The sequence below is a fragment of the Phytohabitans rumicis genome, from assembly GCF_011764445.1.
GTDB classification, from domain to species: Bacteria; Actinomycetota; Actinomycetes; order Mycobacteriales; family Micromonosporaceae; genus Phytohabitans; species Phytohabitans rumicis.
Window position 1 is genome coordinate 1,462,950 of the sequence record NZ_BLPG01000001.1, and the last position, 20,066, is coordinate 1,483,015.

The 20,066-nt window shown below is 70.1% G+C and carries 14 protein-coding genes and 3 pseudogenes; 3 read left to right on the forward strand and 14 right to left on the reverse strand.

The annotated features are described in order from the left end of the window. Positions 1-2: 2 nt before the first annotated feature. The 5 genes and pseudogenes from Prum_RS50995 to uxaC form a co-directional block, all read right to left on the reverse strand. A pseudogene (locus Prum_RS50995) lies at positions 3-817 on the reverse strand (SDR family NAD(P)-dependent oxidoreductase). Beyond that, positions 799-1,014, reverse strand: a complete 216-nt coding sequence (locus tag Prum_RS49285) for an alpha-L-rhamnosidase C-terminal domain-containing protein (RefSeq protein WP_218577091.1) — start codon at positions 1,012-1,014, stop codon at positions 799-801. Before Prum_RS49285 ends, Prum_RS50995 begins: the two are co-directional and overlap by 19 nt. Then, complete coding sequence (locus Prum_RS05945; protein WP_218577096.1) at positions 1,008-3,419, reverse strand: family 78 glycoside hydrolase catalytic domain; 2,412 nt, start codon at positions 3,417-3,419, stop codon at positions 1,008-1,010. Before Prum_RS05945 ends, Prum_RS49285 begins: the two co-directional genes overlap by 7 nt. Before the next feature lie 28 nt (positions 3,420-3,447). Continuing rightward, a complete protein-coding gene (locus tag Prum_RS05950) occupies positions 3,448-4,752 on the reverse strand; it encodes a mannitol dehydrogenase family protein (protein ID WP_246277676.1) in 1,305 nt (434 codons plus the stop codon). Then, positions 4,749-6,322 (reverse strand): annotated as a pseudogene (gene uxaC / locus Prum_RS54400) (glucuronate isomerase). Before uxaC ends, Prum_RS05950 begins: the two are co-directional and overlap by 4 nt. On the opposite strand from uxaC, the gene Prum_RS05960 reads away from it, so the two are divergent. Further along, positions 6,269-7,480, forward strand: a complete 1,212-nt coding sequence (locus Prum_RS05960) for a lactate racemase domain-containing protein (RefSeq protein ID WP_246277677.1) — start codon at positions 6,269-6,271, stop codon at positions 7,478-7,480. The pseudogene uxaC and the gene Prum_RS05960 sit on opposite strands and share 54 nt — an antisense overlap. Here the strand turns inward: Prum_RS05960 and Prum_RS05965 are convergent. Then, a complete protein-coding gene (locus Prum_RS05965) occupies positions 7,381-8,478 on the reverse strand; it encodes a LacI family DNA-binding transcriptional regulator (protein WP_173074647.1) in 1,098 nt (365 codons plus the stop codon). The genes Prum_RS05960 and Prum_RS05965 overlap by 100 nt on opposite strands. A gap of 136 nt (positions 8,479-8,614) precedes the next feature. Between Prum_RS05965 and Prum_RS05970 the strand changes: the two genes are divergently transcribed. Next, positions 8,615-9,253 (forward strand): TetR/AcrR family transcriptional regulator, encoded by a 639-nt coding sequence (locus Prum_RS05970; RefSeq protein ID WP_173074649.1) that lies wholly within the window; start codon positions 8,615-8,617, stop codon positions 9,251-9,253. Positions 9,254-9,259: 6 nt separating this feature from the next. Here Prum_RS05970 and Prum_RS05975 read toward each other — a convergent pair whose 3' ends face one another. Genes Prum_RS05975 through Prum_RS06000 form a run of 6 tightly spaced genes read right to left on the reverse strand, consistent with a single transcriptional unit; the run spans position 9,260 to position 17,400 of the window. Continuing rightward, a complete protein-coding gene (locus tag Prum_RS05975; RefSeq protein ID WP_173074651.1) occupies positions 9,260-10,459 on the reverse strand; it encodes a glycoside hydrolase family 1 protein in 1,200 nt (399 codons plus the stop codon). Further along, entirely contained in the window at positions 10,456-13,035 is a 2,580-nt protein-coding gene (locus Prum_RS05980; protein ID WP_173074653.1) for a glycoside hydrolase family 78 protein, read from the reverse strand. Before Prum_RS05980 ends, Prum_RS05975 begins: the two co-directional genes overlap by 4 nt. Continuing rightward, entirely contained in the window at positions 13,032-14,267 is a 1,236-nt protein-coding gene (locus Prum_RS05985) for a family 1 glycosylhydrolase (protein WP_173074654.1), read from the reverse strand. The genes Prum_RS05980 and Prum_RS05985 overlap by 4 nt, the downstream gene beginning before the upstream one ends. Before the next feature lie 5 nt (positions 14,268-14,272). After that, on the reverse strand, positions 14,273-15,121 hold the full coding sequence (locus Prum_RS05990; protein ID WP_173074656.1) for a carbohydrate ABC transporter permease: 849 nt from the start codon (positions 15,119-15,121) through the stop codon (positions 14,273-14,275). Then, complete coding sequence (locus tag Prum_RS05995; RefSeq protein ID WP_173074657.1) at positions 15,118-16,065, reverse strand: carbohydrate ABC transporter permease; 948 nt, start codon at positions 16,063-16,065, stop codon at positions 15,118-15,120. Before Prum_RS05995 ends, Prum_RS05990 begins: the two co-directional genes overlap by 4 nt. Positions 16,066-16,074: 9 nt before the next feature. Next, a complete protein-coding gene (locus Prum_RS06000) occupies positions 16,075-17,400 on the reverse strand; it encodes an ABC transporter substrate-binding protein (protein WP_173074659.1) in 1,326 nt (441 codons plus the stop codon). A 357-nt stretch (positions 17,401-17,757) separates the two neighbouring features. Between Prum_RS06000 and Prum_RS54945 the strand changes: the two genes are divergently transcribed. After that, on the forward strand, positions 17,758-18,750 hold the full coding sequence (locus Prum_RS54945) for a LacI family DNA-binding transcriptional regulator (protein WP_173083444.1): 993 nt from the start codon (positions 17,758-17,760) through the stop codon (positions 18,748-18,750). A gap of 189 nt (positions 18,751-18,939) precedes the next feature. Here the strand turns inward: Prum_RS54945 and Prum_RS06015 are convergent. Together Prum_RS06015 and Prum_RS06020 are read right to left on the reverse strand one after the other, a co-directional pair. Continuing rightward, positions 18,940-19,512 (reverse strand): annotated as a pseudogene (locus Prum_RS06015) (GTP cyclohydrolase II); the annotation flags it as partial. Positions 19,513-19,700: 188 nt separating this feature from the next. Further along, positions 19,701-20,027, reverse strand: coding sequence for a rhodanese-like domain-containing protein (locus Prum_RS06020; RefSeq protein WP_173074660.1), 327 nt, complete (start codon positions 20,025-20,027; stop codon positions 19,701-19,703). Positions 20,028-20,066: the final 39 nt, after the last annotated feature.

Sequence of the window (20,066 nt, forward strand, 5' to 3'; positions counted from 1 at the left end):
GTTCAGGCGGTAGTGCCGCCGTCGGCGAGCAGCGTGCTGCCCGTCATGAAGGTGGACAGGTCGGACGCGCAGAAGAGGGCAACGCGCGCGATGTCGTCCGGAACGCCGACCCGGCCGATCGGGCCGCCGAGCATGAGGTCGGTCGGCGGTGCGTCGGCGGCTGTGAAGCCCGCGGCGGCGGCCGCCAGCATGTTGCCTTCGGTCGGCACGTAGCTTGGCGCGACGCCGAGCACGCGGATGCCCAGTGGGGCGAGCTCAAGTGCCATCTCCCGCGTGAGACCGCGGACGGCGTGCTTGGATCCGACGTAGGCCGCGAGGCCCGGTGCGCTCGCGCGGAACCCGGCGGTGGAGACGATGTTCACGATGACGCCGCCCGCACCGGCGGCCGCCATCCGCCGTGCCGCCTCGCGCGCACCGAGAAAGACGCCGCGGGCGTTCACGTCGAAGACCTTGTCCCACGTCTGCTCGCTCATGTCCAGCAGGGGACGTTCGGGAAGATGCCGGCGTTGTTGACCCAGATTTCCAGGCCGCCGAGTTCGGCGACCGCCCGGTCCGCCGCCGCGGCAACGGCTGTGGCGTCGGTGACGTCCATGGCGGTCCCGATCGCGCGTACGTCGTGCCGCTCGGCCAGTTGTTTGGCCGCGGTCGCGGCGAGCCCTTCGTCGATGTCGCCGATCAGCAGGTCGGCTCCGGCCTCGGCCAGCCGCGACGCGATCGCCTTGCCCAGTCCGCGACCGCCTCCGGTCACGACCGCGCGCCGGCCCTTCAGCGACACGAGTTCGGCCAAAGATCGGCTCGCTACGTCTGCGGTAGACACAATGGTCTCCTTCCTTGGAAGCGACCCGGGCCGGTACGGACGGTGCTGCCGTCCGGAAACCGGATCTGCGCTTCGGACCCCCCGGGCACGTCGACCGAGATGCTCAGGTGACCGTCCTTGATGGACCATTCGGCCGCGATCAGCCCTTGCGGGCCGTCGAACGTGCCCTTGGCCCAGGTGATCGCCTCGCTCAGCACGGGGCCACGACGAACGACTCCCACCCGACGGAGCCCGGCGCCTGCCGCAGGCCGAGCGTGTGGGTGTGCAGGAAGCGGATGACCGCGCCCTTGCTGTAGTGGTTCAGCGATGCCGTGGCGGTGCCGTCCTCGGATACGCCGTCCCAGTCCTCCCAGATGGTCGTCGCACCCCGGTCCAGCATGCCCAGCCACGACGGGGACGACCGTTGGAAGAGCACCGCGTAGGCGACATCGGGGAAGCCTGCGTCGGCCAGGACGGGCAGCAGGTCCGCGGTGGAGAGGAAGCCCGTGCCGAGGTGCCCGTCGGCGGCCTCGATCAGGCCGACGAGGTGGCGGGCCGCCCGCTCGCGCAAGTCCTCGGGCACGAGGTCGAACGCGAGGGCGCGCACGTAGCTGGCTTGCGTGCCGGCCGTCGTCCGGCCCCGCGGATCCAGAAACTCGATCCGCCACGCACGGCGCACGTTCTCCGCCGTTTCGTGGTAGCGGGCCGCGTCCTCGGCGTAACCCAACACGTCCGCGATGGCCGCGAGTGTGTGTACGGAGCGGAACAGGTATGCGGTGCCCACCTCGCCCTTGTCTGCCATGTACCACGCCATGGGATCGTCCGCGATTCGCTGCTTGGGCTCCAGCCACTCTCCCCAGTGGAACGAGCCGTCCCAGACGAACTCCTCGTGCGGCAGCGGCTCGGCCGAGCGCTCGATGCGGGAAGGGTGCCGAGCCTTCCGCGCGGTGCCCAGCGCCCACTCGACCCACCGCCGCATCGCCGGCCAGTTCTCGGCCAGGGCGGTCGTGTCCCCGTACGTCTCGTAGAGCACCCACGGGACGAGGACGACGGCATCGCCCCAGCCCGCGGAGCCGGTGATGCCGCTGACGGTCGCGTCGTCATGGACCTTCAGCCGGTTGGAGTCCGGCGACGAGTTCACGATCCGGCCGTCGTCGAGCTGATCGTCGCGGACCGATCGCAGCCATTTGCGGCTGAAGCCGTCCACGTCGTACAACCGCACCGCGGTCGGCGCGAAGATCTGGTAGTCCCCCGTCCAGCCAAGGCGCTCCCGGGTTGGGCAATCGGTCGGGATGTCGACGGCGTTGCCGCGAAAGCTCCAGCGGGCCGCCTCGTGCAGGCGGTTGAGGTCGTCGTCGCTACAGGCGAAGGTCGCCGTGGGCCGAAGGTCGGTATGTACCACCTGCATGACCACGGCCGCCGGGTCCAGGTCGCCGCCGGCGCGGCGTACGCGCGCGTAGCGGAAGCCGTGCACCGTGTGCCGGGGCTCGAACACCTCATCGGGCCGGCCCGAGGAGGCGACCTCGTCCCGCTGTACGAAAGGGATTACCGGCTCGCCCGGCTTCTGGCTGTCCAGGTGCGCCGTCGTGAGGTCGCCAGCCCGGTCCAGGTGCTCGCCGTAGTCGATGACCGTACGGGTCCCGGCCGGCCCCAGGTCAGTGAGGGTGATCCATCCGGACGCGTTCTGTCCGAAGTCGACGATCCACGCGCCGTCGGCGTGCCGGGTCACCGACGCCGGAGCGCGCCGCTCGACGCGCCGCACCGGCGGGGCCGGCGACCAGCTGATCGGTGGGGCGGTGACCGCGTCCACGAGGACCGGCCGGACGGCTGTGGGTGGCGCCGTGTAGTCGGTCGTCTGGCCGTTCATGAGGTCGGCCGCGACGATGTTGCCGGGGCGCGACGTCCAGCCTGAGCCGGTGCCGGCGACGACTTCCGTGCCGTCGGCGTGGCGGACGTGGAGTTGGAGCCGCGCCGCGGTAGTCGTCCCCCACACGTCGCGCTGGCGCCAGGTCCCGTTGGAGCCCCGGTACCAACCGTCCGAGAGCAGAATCTCCAGGTCGTTGACTCCACTGTGGAGCAGGTTCGTGACGTCGGTGGCCTGAGCGTAGAGGGTGTCGCCGTACGAGGTAGAGCCCGGAGCCAGCTCCGCCGTCCCCACCCGCGTGCCGTTGACGAATGCCTCGTAGACACCGAGGGCCGTGGAGTAGAGCCGCGCCTCGACGATGTCTTCGCGGAGAAGCACATGTCCGGCCAGCACGTACGCCGGGCGGGCGTCCTCCTCGTGCGGGGAGATCCACCGCGCGGACCAGTCCCGATCGAGCAGGCCCGCCTCGAACGCGTGCCACGGCGACCAGTCCGACACGCGCCCACCACGATGAACCCGGACGCGCCACGCGACGGATTGCCGGCTGCGCAACGGCGGCAGCGGCCAGTCGACGAAGAGGTGCCCCGCAGAGGCGACACGCTCCACCGTGTGCTCACTGCCGTCGATACGAAGCTGCAGGTCGTAACCGTCCTGCCCGATCCAGGCGGGCGGCAGCTTCCAGGACAGCGATGGCCGCTGTCCGGCGACGGGGAACTGGTCGCCGCCACTGGCGATCCGCAGATCATATGGAGTGCTCATCGCGCGTCCAGTTCGGCGTCGAGCGCGGTCACGAGCTCCCGGTCGGCGGCCAGCCGGGGTCGAGCAGCGCGAGCACGTCCCGCGGCGAGGCGGCCGCGGCGACGAACGGTGCTGCGGCGGCGTCGCGGATCGGTGTCGACCGGCCGCGCAGGTGCCCGATCCAGGCGGCGAGGACGTGCACGGCGCCAGCGGGCAGATGTCCTTCGGCGCGGGACAGGCGCAGTACGGGCAGGATGCGGATGGGGATTTTCTGGGATCCGTCGGCGGCGATCTGTTCCAGGCGGTGCTCGATACGCGGGTTGGACCAGCGCTCGACGAGCGCGGCACGGTAGGCCGCGATCTCCGCGCCGGGCAGCGTCAGGTGCCGCGCTGCCTCGTCCCACCAACGCTCCAATACCTGGCGGCAGATCGGGTCGGCGAGCGCCTCGGAGACGGTCGCATGGCCGCGGGCGCCACCGGAGTACGCCAGCAGCGAGTGCCCGCCGTTGAGCAGCCACAGCTTGCGCTGCTCATGCGGCAGGACGTCGGTGACGAACCGGGCGCCGACGGCGTCCCAGGCCGGGCGGCCGGCCGGGAAGTGTCCACTGAGGATCCATTCGTGGTAGGGCTCGGTGACCACCGGTACGGCGTCGGCGTGCCCGGTCAGGCGAGCCACGCTGGCGAGGTCGACGGGGGACGTCGCCGGGGTGATCCGGTCGACCACCGTCGTCACGAAGGACACGTTGTCACCGATCCACCGATCGAGTGCCGGGTCGACGAGACCCGCAAGCTCGTGCACGGCCCGTCCGGCGACGTCGGCGTTGTCGGGCAGGTTGTCGCAGGAGACGATGGCGACCGGGCCACCGCCGGCCGCGCGTCGGGCGGCGAGTCCGGCCACGAGGCGGCCCGGCACGGTCCGCACGTCCTGCGCCTCGCCGGCGCGCAGCGCGGCGATGTCGTCCTGGACCGCGACATCGGTGTCGTCCAGTCCGCCGTCGGGTCCGCGCCGGTAAGCGGCTTCCGTGACGGTCAGAGTGGCGAGCGCGATCTCGGGCCGCTGCCAGAGCCGCCGCCACGCGTCGTGGTCGGTGCCGGCATGGACCTCGCTCAGCGATTCGGGCGTGGTTGTCTCGTCGCGCTCAGGCCCGCGTACGACGAGGGTGTAGAGGGCGTCCTGGACGCGCAAAATGTCGGCCAGCGCGGGCGAGCGACCGGTGAACGCGGCGATCCCCCACTCCGCGGCGTCCGGGGCGGCGGCGGTGTACCAGGCCTGGTGGGCGCGGAAGAAGTTGCCGAGGCCGAGATGGATGGCGCGGACGGGCGGCGCCGGCGTGGCGCGGCGCAGGGTTTTCACAGCTTGAAGACCTTCTGTGGTTGCACGGAGACGAGGCGGGTGAGGGTGTCGAGCGCCTCGTCCTCGTCGAGGCGGTGGGCGGCGACGAGCCCGGCCAGGTAGCCGGCGTCGAGCCGGCGGGCCATGTCGTGGCGTGCCGGGATGGAGCAGAAGGCCCGGGTGTCGTCGATGAACCCGGACAGCCGCGGGAACCCGGCGATCTCGGTGACCGACTCGTGGAAGTGGCGGATGGCGGCCGGGTTGTCGAGGAACCACCAGGGCACGCCGGCGTAGACGGACGGGTAGAAGCCGGCGAGCGGGCCGATCTCGCGGGCGTACACGGTCGGGTCCACGGTGAACAGCACCAGGTGCAGGTTCGGGTGAGTGCCGAAGCGGGCCAGCAACGGCCGCAGCGCCCGGGTGAACTCCACCGTGGTGGGGATGTCGTGGCCGGTGTCCGGGCCGAACGCGGCGAGCGTCGCCGGGTGGTGGTTGCGGTACACCCCGGGTGGAGGGTCATGACGAGCCCGTCGTCGCAGGACATCCGCGCCATCTCGAGGATCATGTGCTGGCGGAACGCGGTCGCTTCGGCGGCGGTGACCACGCCGGCGAGCGCCCGGGCGTAGATACGCTCGGCGTCGGTCCACTGCAGCGGGGCCGCACCGGCGTCGGCGTGGCTGTGGTCGGCGGAAACGGCGCCATGCGCGGCGAAGTGTCGCCGGCGTTGTTCGAGCGCCGCGACGTAGCCGTCGTAGTGGCCGGTGTCGACGTCAGCGACCACACCGAGGTGCTTGACCGCGTCGCCCCAGCCCGGGCGGGCCACCTCCAGGTAACGATCGGGGCGGAACGTCGGCGCCACGCGCGTCGAAACGGCCTGGTCGGCGGCGATGGCGGCGTGAGCGTCAAGGCTGTCGGCGGGATCGTCGGTGGTCGCCAGGAACGTGATGCCGAAGCGCTCCAGCAAGGCCCGCGGGCGGTTCCGCGCCTCCGGCAACTGGGCGGCGACATGGTCGTAGAGCTCGTCGGGATCTGCGGTGTCGGGACGGTGGGTGACGCCGAAGATGTCCGCGAGCTCGCTGGCCAGCCAATACTGCACCGGGGTGCCCCGAAACACCGCCCAGTTGGCGCAGAACAGTCGCCACGCCTCCCGGGCGCGATCCTCCGGCAGCGGTCCTTCGCCGACGCCGAGCCGGTCCAACGGCACACCGCCCGCGTGCAGCAGCCGCGTCACGTAGTGATCCGGCTGGATGAACAGCGCGGTCGGGTCGGTGAACGGGACGTCATCGCGCAGGATCCGGGCGTCGACGTGCCCGTGCGGGGAGATGATCGGTAGGTCCCGCACCGCCGCGTAGAGGCGGCGCGCGATCGGCCGCACCGCGCCACCGGCCGGCAGGAGTCGGTCCGGATGCAGCGTCAGGGGTACGCGTGCGGTCGCCATGCCCGGAGCATGTGGCCCCGCCGGCGACGGCGCCAACCGGTTGCCACGTGTTGCCGCCGGTCCTTGCCGCCACGGCGCGGTTGTGGCAAAGGTGGGGAGGTGACCAGCGATGTTCTCGACGACGACACGGTCCGGGCCTACGTTGCCGAGCATCTGGCCGGCGCCGACCTGGACGGGCGCAGCGTCTGCGTCATCGTGCCGGACGCGACCCGCAGTTGCCCGCTGCCGCTGCTGCTGGGCGCGGTCCATGAGGCCCTGCGGGGGCGGGCCGCACGGGTGACCGTTCTCGTAGCGTTGGGCACCCATGCGCCGATGAGCGACGCCCAACTGCGCGCGCACCTCGGCGGCCCGTACCCCGGCTGGGTGATCCGCAACCACGAGTGGTGGGACCCCGAGGCCCTCGTGTCGCTGGGCAGCATCGACGCCGACCGGGTCGCGGAGCTGTCCGGGGGCCGCATGAAACGCGCGGTCGAGGTGGTGCTCAACCGGGCGGTCGTCGACCACGACGTGTGCCTGGTGGTCGGCCCGGTGTTCCCGCACGAGGTGGTCGGCTTCTCCGGCGGCAACAAGTACTTCTTCCCCGGTGTCGCCGGCCAGGAGATCATCGACTTCTCGCACTGGCTGGGCGCCCTCATCACCAGCGCCGCCATCATCGGCACCCGCGGCGTCACGCCGGTGCGCGCGCTCATCGACGAGGCCGCCGGGCTGATCCCGAGCCGGCGGCTGGCGCTGTGCGTGGTGGTGCGATCCGGCACGGGCGCGCTGCACGCGGCGGCGTTCGGCACGCCGGAGGAAGCCTGGACGGCGTGCGCGGACGTGTCGGCGCGCGCACACGTGTCCTATTTGGATACACCGGTATCCCGCGTGTTGTCGGTCATCCCGGCCAAGTACGACGACATGTGGACCGGCGCGAAGGGCTTCTACAAGGTGGAGCCGGTCGTCGCCGACGGCGGCGAGGTCATCCTCTACGCCCCGCACATCAACCGGCTGTCGGCGACGCACCCGGAGATCGAGGAGATCGGGTACCACTGCCGCGACTACTTCCTCGGCCAGTGGGATCGGTTCGCACACCACCATTGGGGCGTGCTCGCCCACTCGACCCACCTGCGCGGTGCCGGCACGTGGTCCGCGACCGAAGGCGAGCGCAACCGGGTCACCGTCACCCTCGCCACCGGCATCCCGCCAGACGTCGTGCACCGCGCGAACCTCAACTACCGCGACCCGGACACCGTCAGGCTCGACGACTTCGCCGACGACCCCGACACCCTCCTCGTCGCCCAGGCCGGCGAGGTCCTGTTCCGCCTCAGGTGAGAAGTGGACGCGCGCACCACGAGCCGCGACGGCAGCATCACCGGCTCCAGCGCGTGCGGCTTGGCTCCGCGGACCACGGCGAGCAGGTTGCGTACCGCGGTGAGCCCCATCGCGTGCAGCGGCGCGGCGACGGTGGTCAGCGCCGGCGTCACCAGCTCCGCCGCGTACACGTTGTCGAACCCGACGACGCTCACGTCGCGGGGCACGGCGACACCTCGCGCCGTGAGCGCCTGCATCAGGCCGATCGCGACCAGGTCGTTGTAGGCGATCACCGCGCTGGTGGGATGCCGCAGCAGTTCGGTCGCGGCCACGGCGCCACCGCTGATCGTCGGCTCACCCGGGCCGATCCGGCGCACGTGCAGCCCCAGTTCGGTGGCGGCGGCCCGCAGCGACCGCCAGCGGATGCCGTCCGCCCACGACGCCTCCGGCCCGGCGGCGTACGAGATCCGCTGATGCCCCAGCGCCGCCAGGTGCTCGACCGCGCGCCGCATGCCGCGGGGGTTGTCGGTCACGATGCATGGCACGTCGGCGATCGTCCGGTTGAGCACGATCAGCGGCCGCTGCTTGGCGATCGTGCGGATCGCCGCGTCCGGCATCCGCGACGTCGCCAGCACGACACCGTCCACAGTGGGCATCACGCGCTCCAGGACCTCCCGCTCGCGCAGGCCGGACTCCTGCGCGTCGGCGAGCAGGAGCGAGTAGCCGGCCTCGACCGCCGCGACATGCGCGCCGTGGATGATCTGGTTGGAGAACGGGTTGGTGATGTCGGAGATCACCAACGCCACCATCGACGTGCGACCGGTCGGCGCCGCCCGGGCGATCGGGTGCGCATGGTAGCCGAGCTCCGCGGCGACCCGCCTGATCCGCTCCGCCGTCTCGGAACGCACCCGTCCCGGGCGTGAGAAGGCCCGGGAAACGGTCGACGCGGCCACCCCGGCGGCGCGGGCGACGTCATAGATCGTAGGCCCGCGACCGAGGGCGTCCGACTGGTCTGTCATCGCACCAGCTAACCTGAACCCACAACTTTTGGCAACCGATTGCCAACAATTGGAGTTCGCCACCCTAGGATGGGTCGAGCAGGCCGGTGACCGGGAGGTATGTGTGTCAGGCGGGCAAGGTGAGGCCGGCGGTGGCGTGAGTGGCCGCACGCGGCAGGTGGGTCGGCCCCCGCTGACCGAGCGGCACAAGGCGGAGATCCGCCGGGAGATCGCCCGGCAGGCCGTACGGTTGTTCACCGCCAAGGGCGTGGCCGCCACCTCGGCCGAGGAGATCGCCGCCGCGGTCGGGATCTCCGTCCGGAGCCTGTGGCGCCACTTCCCCAACAAGGAACGCTGCGTGCTGCCACTGCTCACCGAGCCGTTGGCGGTCACCGCGAAGGCCCTCCGCGATTGGCGACGCGGCGACGACGTCGCCGCCTTCTACGAAGCCATGGAGCAGGGCACCGCCGACGCGATCGCCGCCGACGAGATGGGCGCGGACATCCCGGCGATACTCGACCTGGTGCGGCTCACGCGCACCGAGCCCGGCCTTCGGCTGGTGTGGCTGCACTCCCAGGACGACTCCGAGCCGATCATCGCCGACGCGCTCGCCCGCCGCGCCGGCCTGCCCGCCCCCGATCTGACCATCCGGGTACACGCCGCCACCATCAACGGCGCCCTGCGGGCCGCGATGGAGCACTACGCGTTCACCACCGACCCGGCCGACAGCGACCCGGTGGCCCTGCGCGACACCGTCCGGAACGCCCTGGTGATCGCCGCCCGCGGCCTCGCCTAGGGCATTTCAGAGCGCGTTGCGGCGGGCCACCTCGCCCAGCCACGCCAGGCTCGGCTTCGGGGTCCGCACGAACGTCTCGCGATCCACCGCGATCAGCCCGAACGTGGGCGCCCAATGCCCCCATTCGTAGTTGTCCAGCAGACTCCAGTGCAGGTATCCGCGCACGTCCACACCGTCGGCCATCGCCGCGCCCAGATGACGCAACGCCTCGCTCGTGTATGCGACGCGCCGCTCGTCCTCGCCGATCGCGATCCCGTTCTCCGTGATGAGGATCGGGATGCCGCCGGTCGCCTCCCAGGTGTGGCGCACCGCGAGGCCGATCGCGTCCGGCCGGTACGCGGTGCCGACCAGCGTGTTGTCCGGGCTTGGCGGGGCGGGCTCGATGCCGGTCCCGTTCACCCACTGGCTGGAGTACGACTGCACGCCGACGAAGTCGTCACCTTTCGCACCCTCCAGGTAGAGGTCCTCCCGGACGTACTGGAGTTCGCGGAGCTTCTCCTCCCCGCCGGGGCGCGCGACCAGCGCCTGGCTAGCGACGGTCCAGCCGACCGCGGCGCCGGTGCGCTCCCGGACCAGGTCGCGGACCGCGTGATGCGCCTCGACCAGGCGACGCCCGATCCGCGGGTCGGGGTCGGGCAGGACCGGCCGCACGCCCTCGTCGACCGTCGGGCTCTGCCACTGCGCGGCCAGCTCGGGGTCGGCGGCGAGGCGGGCCAGCATGGTCATCAGCGCCAGCATGTTCGGTTCGTTCATCGTGCACACCCACGGCACGCCGTCGAGGATGGTGGTCACGGTCTCGACGTAGGCCCGGAACCGCTCGATGGCACGCTCCCCCGCCCAGCCGCCCTCCTCGGCGAACCACCGGGGGTTGGTGAAGTGGTGCAGCGTGACGACCGGCGTCAACCCGAACTCGAGCGCCTTGTCGATCATGCGCCGGTAGTGCGCCAGCTCCGCGCGCGAGATCAGGCCGGGCTCCGGCTCGACGCGCGCCCATTCGATGCCGAACCGGTAGGCGTTCAGGCCGGCGTCGGCCAGGAGACGCATGTCCTCGGCGTACCGGTGGTAGCTGTCGCAGGCGTCGCCGCTGCGTTCCATTCCCGGCACGCGACCTTCGCTGGCCCAGAAGTCGCTGTTGACGTTGTTGCCCTCGATCTGGTGCGGCGCGGTGGCCGCGCCCCAGAGAAAGCCCGCCGGGAAGGTCGTCATCGCTGGTCCTCCGTCACGTGGGGTGGAGGGACCAATCTGATCGGCCGGCGGGCGCCACCGTCCACTGGTTGCCGCTTGTTGCCCCCGGCCTCGCTCTGTATGGCGGCGGCAATCTCCTCACGAGCGCTGGCGGGGAGCGCGGAAAAGTCGTTCAGGACGGCCGACAGCGGCATGGCCGCATTGCTCTCGACAACGGCGTCGAGCGGCAGATGGGGCAGGTGATACTGCAGGATCGCTGCGATCCTGGCCCAGGTGGCGTCGTCGCCGGCGAGTGCGTCGATCGGGCTGTCGAGCGCGAGCTCGTGCGGCCGCTGGCGCGCCGGGTATGTCCAGCGGTGCTCTCCCGGGCCGACCCGCTCCGAGTCGCCGGTCGGATGCAGCGGGAGTTCGACGATCGCTGTCGTTCCCGGCGGGACGACCACCGCCAACTCCATGGTGCCATTCGCCTGGTGCCACCGCACCGCAAGCCTTCCACGAGGGGTGTCGTGTGCCGCCTTGGCGAAGGTGAGGCCGCCACCGGGCTGGGGTGCGATGCGTACGGTGCGGTAGCCCGGGCTGGTCGCTTCGAGGCCGGCCACGACGGCGTGCAGCCAGTGCGCGATCGAGCCGAGGGCGTAGTGGTTGAGGGACGTCATGCCGGAGGGGTTGACGGTGCCGTCGGGAAGGATCGCGTCCCATCGCTCCCAGATCGTCGTCGCCCCTCGGGTGACGGGATACAGGAACGATGGCGCTTCGCGCTGCAGGAGCAACGCGTAGGCGGCATCCGTATGGCCCGTACGGGTCAGCGCGTGGGCGACGTGCGGTGTGCCGGCGAACCCGGTGGAGATCCGACCGGCGTCCCGGCGGACGAGGTCGGCCAGCCGCGTGCCCGCGGTGGGCAGCTGACCCGCATCGAGGAGTCCAAACTGGATCGCGAGGGCGTACGCGGTCGCGCTTTCGTTGGTGATCCGGCCGTTGGGGGTGACGTACTCGGCGCGGAAGGCGGCACGTACGCGCTCGACGAGCGCGGTGAAGTGCTTCGCGTCGCCCACCTGCCCCAACGCCTGGGCGGTGGCCGCCATCTCCCGCGCGACCTTCGCGAGGTATGCCGTGGCGACGAGGTGCGGATCGGTCTTTCCGCGGCGCGGGCTGGTCAGCGGGGCGGAAGGATCGAGCCAGTCACCGAACTGGAAGCCCGCGCTCCACAGGCCGCGCTCGTCGAGCAGCGCCTCCACGCTCCGGGTGAACGCCACCATGGACTCGTATGAGCGGCGCAGGATCTCGATGTCGCCGTACTGCCAGTACAGGGCCCAGGGAAGGCTGACCGCCACGTCGCTCCACAGTGCTGCCGGTGACTTGTATGTGCCCTGTACGTCGGGGACCACGTACGGGACGAAGCCGCGCTCGCGTTGCTCGGCGGCCAGGTCGGCGAGCCACGAGCCCAGGACACCGGAGACGTCGTAGAGATAGGCGGCGGTGGGCGCGAACGCGTTGATGTCGCCGGTCCAGCCGAGTCGCTCGTCGCGCTGCGGGCAGTCGGTCGGCAGCCCGACGAAGTTGTCGCGCATCGACCAGACCACGTTTTCGTGCAGGCGGTTGACGAGCTCGTCCGAGGTCTCGAACCACCCGGTTCGCGTCATGTCACTGTGGACGACGACGGCGCGCACGTCGTCGGGCGAGATGTCGTGCGGGAGTCCTTCGATCTCGGCGTAGCGGAACCCGTGGTAGGTGAACCGCGGCTCGAATTCCTCTGTCCCGGAGCCTGCCAGCAGGTACCGATCCGTGGCCTGCGCCGTGCGCAAGGTGGTGTAGTCCGGCAGACCGTCGACGAGGACCTCCGCGTGCCGGATCGTCACGAGCCGCCCGCGTGGGCCGGTGAGCCGCAGGCGTACCCAGCCCGAGATGTTCTGTCCGAAGTCGACGATCGTCGTCGCCCGCCGGGACGGCCGGATGTCCCGTGGCGCCAGTTCCTCGATGCGCCGGATCGGCGGGGCGACCGGGTCGACGAGCGTGGCCCGATCCCATTCGATCGCCTCGACCGGACCCCATCCGCTGTCGTCGAACCCGGGCTGGTGCCACCCGTTGGGCTCCATGCGCGCGTCGATGGTGACACCGTCGTAGACGCTGTTCGCGCGCACCGATCCCTCGCCCGCCCGGAACAGCCGGTCGGTCACGACGACTTCCCTGCGGTCGGAGTAGTTCAGGTCGATCACGGCGAAGAGCCCGACCCGGTCGGCGAACTGGCGCCGCCGGCAGATCTCCGCGTAGCCCAGCCGCCCGGTCGCCCAGCCCTCGCCGACGATCGCGCCGAAGGCGTTCGCACCGGGACGCACCAGATGAGTGACGTCGTGGCTGCGGACCACCAGGCGGTGGCGATACGACGTCCAGCCGGGATCGAGCACCTCGTCGCCGACGGGAGCGCCGTTCAGATACGGTTCCACGACGCCGAGCGCGGTGACCCACAGCGTCGCCGACACGACGTCCTGCGCCACCTCGAACTCGCGCCGGAAGTAGACTGCCGGGTCCTCGGCTTCGCTGGTCGGCCTCGCGCGCGGCCCGATGAACACCGCGCCGCGGTCCTGATAGCCGGCGCTCATCCGGCCGCCACGCCGGCGGCGATGCCGCCCAGCCAGGCGGCCGAGGGCCGCGGCCGGCGCTCGAAGGTCCGCCAGTCCACCTCGACGAGGCCGAACGTCACGTCGTACCCGGAGAACCACTCGAACTCGTCCAGCAGCGTCCAATGGAGATAGCCGCGCACGTCGAGGCCCTCGGCCACCGCCGCGGCGAGCAGGTCCAGCGCCCGGCCGGTGTGCTCCAGCCGCAGCGAGTCGTCGAAGGTGCACACGCCGTGCTCGGTGATCACGACCGGGCGCCCGGATACCGAGGCCGCATACCGCGCGGCGTTGGTGAGCGACGCGGGATACAGCTCCCAGCCGAGGTCATCCACCGGTGTGCCGGCCGGTGGCTTCTCGACGCCGCCGGCGCCGACGAGGCGGCGCGTGTAGTTCTGCACGCCGACGAAGTCGTCGTCCCGGCTGACCTCGAGCCAGCGGGTGACCGCCTGGTCCCGCACCGCCGCCGCACGCTCCTCGAAGCCGGGCACCGCCTGGTAGTCCACACACGCCAGCGACCAGCCGACCGGAACGTCGACGTGCGACTTGATCGCTTCGGTGGCGCGGCGGTGCGCCTCCGCGTACCGGCCTAGCTGGTCGCCGTCCCACAACATCATCGGTTTGAACGAGCCGGTGGTGCTCGGGTGCCGGCGGCTGGCGTGCTCCAGCGCGAGGCCGAGGTCGCCGACCGCCGCACCGCCCACGCCACCGCCGCCGACGGCGGCCACCGTGGCGACATTGGGTTCGTTGAGCGTGATCGCCCAGTCGATCTCGCCGGCCAGGTGGGCCGCCGTCACGTTCACGTACCGCACGAAGCGGTCCACGGCGTGCGGGTTCGTCCATCCGCCCTCGGCGGCGAACCACAGCGGCGTGGTCCAGTGGTTGAAGGTGACGACGGTGCGCAGGCCGGCAGCACGGCACGCGGCGGCCAGCCTCCGGTAGTGATCCAGCTGCGCCCGGGAGAACTCACCGGGAACCGGCTCGACGCGCGACCACTCGACGCTGAACCGCAGGGCTCGCAACCCCACGCCCGCCGCCATCGCCACGTCGTCCGGCCACCGGTTGTAGAAGTCCGCCGCGTCTCCACTGTGGTGCTTGAAGACGGTGTCTGGCACGTGTTCGAGCGCCCAGCTGTCGCTCGCGACGTTGCCTCCCTCGATCTGGTGGCCGGCCGTGGCGGCACCGATGAAGAAGCCCGGCGGGAAAGCGTTGCGCATTGTCCTCATCCCTTGATAGCGCCAGACGACAGCCCGGGGACGACGCGCCGCTGGACAAGTAGGTACGCCAGTACGAGCGGAATGCTCGTCAGCACGACGTGGGCGAAAATGACGTTCCAGCGCAGCACCGGCTGATCCGCCGACGCGGACGCGAAGTGGTACAGCGCCAGCGGCAGCGTCGCCCGATCCGAGCCCTGGAGCAGGAATCCCGCGAAGAAGAACTCGTTCCAGGTGGAGATGATCAGGATCACGGACCCGACCAGGAGCACGGGAACGGTGAGCGGGAAGATGATGCGCAGGAAGATCTGCATCCGGTTGGCGCCGTCGATGGATGCCGAATCCTCCAGGTCTCGCGGCACCGACTTGATGAAGCCGGTGGCCAGGAAGACGACGTTCCCCATCCGGGTGCCGGCCATCACCAGGAAGTAGCCGAACCTGCTGCCGTCGATCCCGAGGGTCTGCAGCTCGTAGATGGTCGGCAGGATGGCCGCGGGCAGCACGATGGAGAGCACCGTGATGTTGTACGCGACCCGCGCGGTCATGGACCGTGACCGCGCGTACGCCCAGGCGGCCATCGCGCCGAGGACGACGATGACGGCGATCGTGGGCACGACGACGACGAGGCTGTTGACGAGGGCTCGGAAGAAGTGACCTTCGTTGATGACGAAGGAGTAGTTGTCCCAGAGGGCCCACTCTTTCGGCAGGTCCAGCTCCAGCAGCGACGCCTCTTCCAGCGGCTTGGCCGAGTTCACCAGGAGCATCCACAGTGGCAGCACGACCCAGAGCAGCGCGATGACGCTGAGCACGGCTATCCGGGCGCCGCCCCGCCAGCGGCTCTTTGACTTGGTGCTCATGCTTCGACCTCGCGGCGCCGCAGGTACGCGATGAGCGGTAGCCCGAGCACGATGACGAGGACCGTCACGACGAGGCTGAGCGAACTCGCCATCCCGAAGAAGCCGCTGCCGTATTGGTTGAACATCGCGATGTTGAGCACCATGGTCGCGGTGCCGGGACCGCCGCGGGTCGTCGCGGCGACGAGGTCGAAGGCGTTGATGGCGCCGAGCATCGTGACGACCACGGTGAAGGTGAACGCGGGCGCCAGGAGCCGAAACCGGATGCGCCAGAATCGCTGCCACGCGTTCGCGCCGTCGACCGTCGCCGCCTCGGTGAGCGACTCGGGGATGTTGTTGAGCCCGGCGATGTAGACCAAGGTGATCAGACCGCTCCACTTCCACGCGTCGACGAACGCCAGGCTGACCAGCGCGCTGGTCCCGTGCCCCAGCCAGGCGTAGTCGAACCCGCCGACGAAAAGCGAGATGAAGCTGTTCAGTGGCCCCTGTGGTGCGAGGATGGCGCCCCAGATGTAGCCAGCGGCCACCGGAGCGACGAGCACGGGAAGGAAGAAGAACGATCGAAAGAACCCGTTCACTCTGTTGGAGCGCTGCAACACCAGCGCCATGGAGAGACTGAACAGGTTTTGGATGATCATGGCCAGCACCGCGTACAGGAGCGTGACCTTGATGGCCTGCCACAGGATGTCCTGGCTGATGAGGGCTCGGAAGTTCTCCAGTCCGTTGAAGGAGATGACGTCCGAGTACCCGCTCCAGTCGGTGAACGCGAACCGGAGGTTGAGCAGGAACGGCACGGTGAAGAAGGCGGCCACGAGGGCGAAGGCCGGGACGATGAACGGCCACCATCCGCCCTGTCCGATTTTTCGCTGACGCGGGCGCCGCGGCGCAAGGGAGGGCTCGGCCCTGCCTTGCGCCGCCGGCGCGGTGTCACTCGGCGCGTACGTCATCGCAGGCTTCTACCAGCCCGTCACGTGTGCCGATTTCGCCCCTTGCGCCAGTGCTTCCTGGGCGAGCTTGGCGGCCTGCTCGGGCGTGTACTGCCCGCTGAGCAGGCCCGACATCAAGGTAGGGAACTGGGCGCTGAAGCCGACGAGGTTGGCGTTGACGGCGAGTGCCTTGTCTGCCTCGTAGGCGTTCCAGAACTCCTGGTTGATGCCCGTCGGTGTCGTGGCCGTGGCGCCGGTCAACGCCGGAAACCGCTTCGTCGAGGTCAGATAGTCCTGGTACCCGTCCGTGGTGATCCACTGGATGAAGGCCAGCGCGGTGCTTTCGCGGTCGGCGTTGCCGGTCTTCGGCACGTACCAGGTGCCGTTGAAGGACGGCGACCAGGCGGACGTCGTGCTGCTCGCCGACGGCGACGCCCATCCGATCGCGGCGCTGGCCTTGGCGAGATCGTCGCCGTACACCGCGGTCAGCTGCGGAAGCGAGCTGGTGGACTGCGGGAGGAACGCCGCCTTGCCGTCGGCGAGCGCCTTGAAGGACGGCTCGGACTTGGCGGTGGTCGCGTCCTTGTTGAAGCAGCCCATCGACTGGAGCTTCTTGTACTGGGTGAGCGCCGCGACGAACGGTCCCGCGGGGTCGTCCAGGGTCGCCTTCTTGGTGAGCAACTCTCCGGAGTAGTTCTGGCTCTTTTCGGCGCCGGCGAGGTTCATGAGGATCTGGATCTGCGTCGGCCACTGGGACCCACCGGCCTCGTAGATCGTGGCGACGCCGGGCGCCTTCTGCTTGAGCGTGGTGCAGATGTTTTCCAGGTCGGCGTAGGTCTTTGGCGCGCTGAGTCCGGCGTCCGCCAGCACCTTCTTGTTGTAGTACATGCCGAACAACCCCGGACCGACGGTGATCGCGGCGTAGATCTTGCCGTCGAGCGAGCCCGCGGTCTTGTAGAGCTCCCCGGACCGCTGGACGTACGGCATGTTCGACATCTCGATCATGTTCTTCGCCGGGTTGAGCGCCCAGAACAGCGCTGTCGCGTGGTACTCCAACAGGTCCGGCCGGTCGCCGCTGGCCCACTTGGTCTGCACCTGGTTTTCCAGGCCGTCCGCGGTGATCTCGACGAGGTTCACCTTGACGCCGAACTTCTGCTCGAAGTTCTTGTACGCCTCGCGAACGTAGGGCTGATCACCGGTGCTCGTCCAGACGGTCAGCTCCTTCGCCTTGACCGTGGCCGTCCCGTCGGCCGCCACCCCGCTGTCCCCGCCGCCAGTGTCGTTGTTCGCCGAGCAAGCCGTGAGGGCAAGGACGGCAGCGGCCGCAACGGCCACCGCATACCTGAATCGTTTCATGAGGTCTCCTCGTCGTTGGTGATCCTCGGTCTATGGGGTAGCCACAAGCCGCGTTGACAGCGACGGATGCGGTCCGCCGCCGCGGCTGCCGGCGGTAACTGTTACGTGTACGCAAAGACTACGTAACCGCTTGCGTGCCGTGGAACGTATCACCACCCTGCGCGAGACGTCAACGACCTGCGGATCGACGTGGTACAAGCCCTCGGCGGGGTTGTCCGGCCCGCCAGGGGTTGTGGCAAACTGTGCGCAACCGATTGCGCTCGCGGGTGTCAGCCGCCGCGGGTCGGTGGGCCGACGTCAGATCAGGAGCAGTGGATGACCGCGGGCGAACCAGCCACCATGCAGGACCTTGCCCGCATGGCTGGGGTGTCGGTGGCCTCGGTGTCCCGCGCGTTGAGCGGGAAGCCCGGTGTGTCCGCCGCCACCCGATCCGTCATCGCCCGGCTCGCTCGCGAGCACGGCTTCACCGGCAACCAGCCAGCGCGAGCGCTCTCGACCGGCCAGACCGGACGCATCGCGGTAACCCTGCCCCGCATCGAGGCCGAGTACTTCGCTCGGATCCTGGCCGGTGCCGCGCAGGTGATCCATGACGCCGGGCTGAGCCTCGTCCTGGAGACGACCCAGCACGAGGGAGACCGCCAAACCGACGCCATCCGCGAGTTCGTGCGGACAGGGGTCGACGGCGCTCTCCTGCTCCTGCCGGCGCGGTCCAACTGGGAGATATCCGCCCTCTACGACAGCGGCTTCAAATTCGTGATCATCGACCCGACCGACCAGGTGACGGCTCCCATGCCATGGGTCACGGCGACCAACGCGATGGGAGCCCGCCACGCCATCGAGCACCTCCTCGCACTGGGCCACCACCGGATCGCGATCATCACCGGTGAGTCCCACTTCTTCAGCACCAGGGAGCGGTTGCACGGTACCCGGGAAGCACTCGAACAAGCCGGGATCGGTCTCGACCAGAGCCTCGTACGGGTGAGCGGATACACCGAATCGGCCGGAGGCTACGAAGCGGCGCTCGACCTCATGCGCCAGCCGGACCCGCCCACCGCCATCTTCGCGTTCAACGACCGGCTCGCTTTCGGGGCGCTCCAAGCCGCGCACACGCTCAAGCTTCCGGTGCCGGACGCATTGTCCATCGTCGGTTTCGACGACGTCGACGCCGCCAAGCTGATCTCCCCCAGCCTCACGACCGTACGCCAGCCCCTTTCGGAGATGGGCTCGACAGCGGCCACGATGCTCATCCAGCTCATCAACGGCCAAAACCCACGCGGCATGCACATTCAGCTGGCGACCGACCTGATCGTGCGCCAGTCCACGGCCGCGCCCAAAGCAGCAAGACCCTGACATCTGGGGCCGTCCCCCGAAGGACAGGGTCTCGGGGATGTGGGCGATCTTGCCGTCCTCTTCGGCGAGGACGTACTCGGCGTAGGAGCCCTGTCCCTGCGGAAGGCGCATGAACTGCCCGTAGACGCGGTCCCCGGGGCGGAACCGGGTGACGCCCGGGCCGGTCTTCTCGACCACGCGGGTCAGCTCGGGCAGCGGGATGGTGTGGTTGGTGTGCTGGGCCTTGGCGTGCAGGTAGTTCAGGTTGCTGGGGGTCGCGTGTACGCCCGTGGGCACGGTCTCGGCGATGGTGATGCCCAGGTCGCGCAGTTGCTGCGCCTTGTCGGGGTTGTTGGTGAGCAGGTCCAGCTCGGTGACGCGGAGGGCGGTCAGCATCTGCGCGGCCGCCGTGTAGTCGCGGTCGTCCTCGGGCAGGCCGAGGGCGATATTGGCCTGATAGGTGTCCAGGCCGGCGTCCTGCAGGGCGTACGCGTCGAGCTTGTTGTACAGACCGATGCCGCGGCCCTCCTGGCGCAGGTAAAGCAGCACGCCGCCGACGGCGTCGATGCGCTGCACGGCCTTGCGCAGCTGTGGGCCGCAGTCGCAGCGGGCCGAGCCGAAGACGTCCCCGGTGAGGCACTCAGAGTGCAGCCGCACCAGCGGAGGCCGGGCGGTGGACAGGTCACCGAGCACGAGCGCGACGTGCTCCGCCCCGTCGACCAGGCCGCGGAACGTGACGGCCTCCGTCGTGACGGAGTAGGCGTCGGGGAAGCGCAGCGGGATGCGGACCCGGGTGCGTACGGCGGCGGGCGTGCTGTTCGGCGTTCATCACGGGCCAGATCATCGTCGCGGACGGCGGCAGCACCCGCCGCTAAGGGCGTGAGGTGGGTGTCCGGGCGCCGGCGAGGACGACCAGCGGCGGCTGGCATTGCTGCTCAGCCGCCGCCAGCGGTCAACGGCTCTGGCTGGCCTCAGAGGGATTCGGTGGGCAGGCCGGCGGCAGTCCAGTCCTCGATGCCCTCGCGATACTTGCGGACGTTGGTGTAGCCAAGGGCGGTGAGCCGGTCGGCGACCTGTCCGCTGTTAGGGCAGGCCGGGTTGGAGCAGTACGTGACGATCGCGGCGTCGCGGTCCGGCAGCAGGGCCGAGGCTTGCGCGTCCACCTCGGCAGGGGGCAGGGCGATGGCGCCGGGCAGGTGCTGCTTGGCGTGGTACTCGCCGCCCAGCGCGTCGACAACGGTGACGGTCCCGGCGCCGATCGCCGCCTTCAGTTCGTCTCGGGTGATCAGTGCGGTCATGTCGCTACCTCCAAGGGGATCGGACTATAGTCCGGTTAT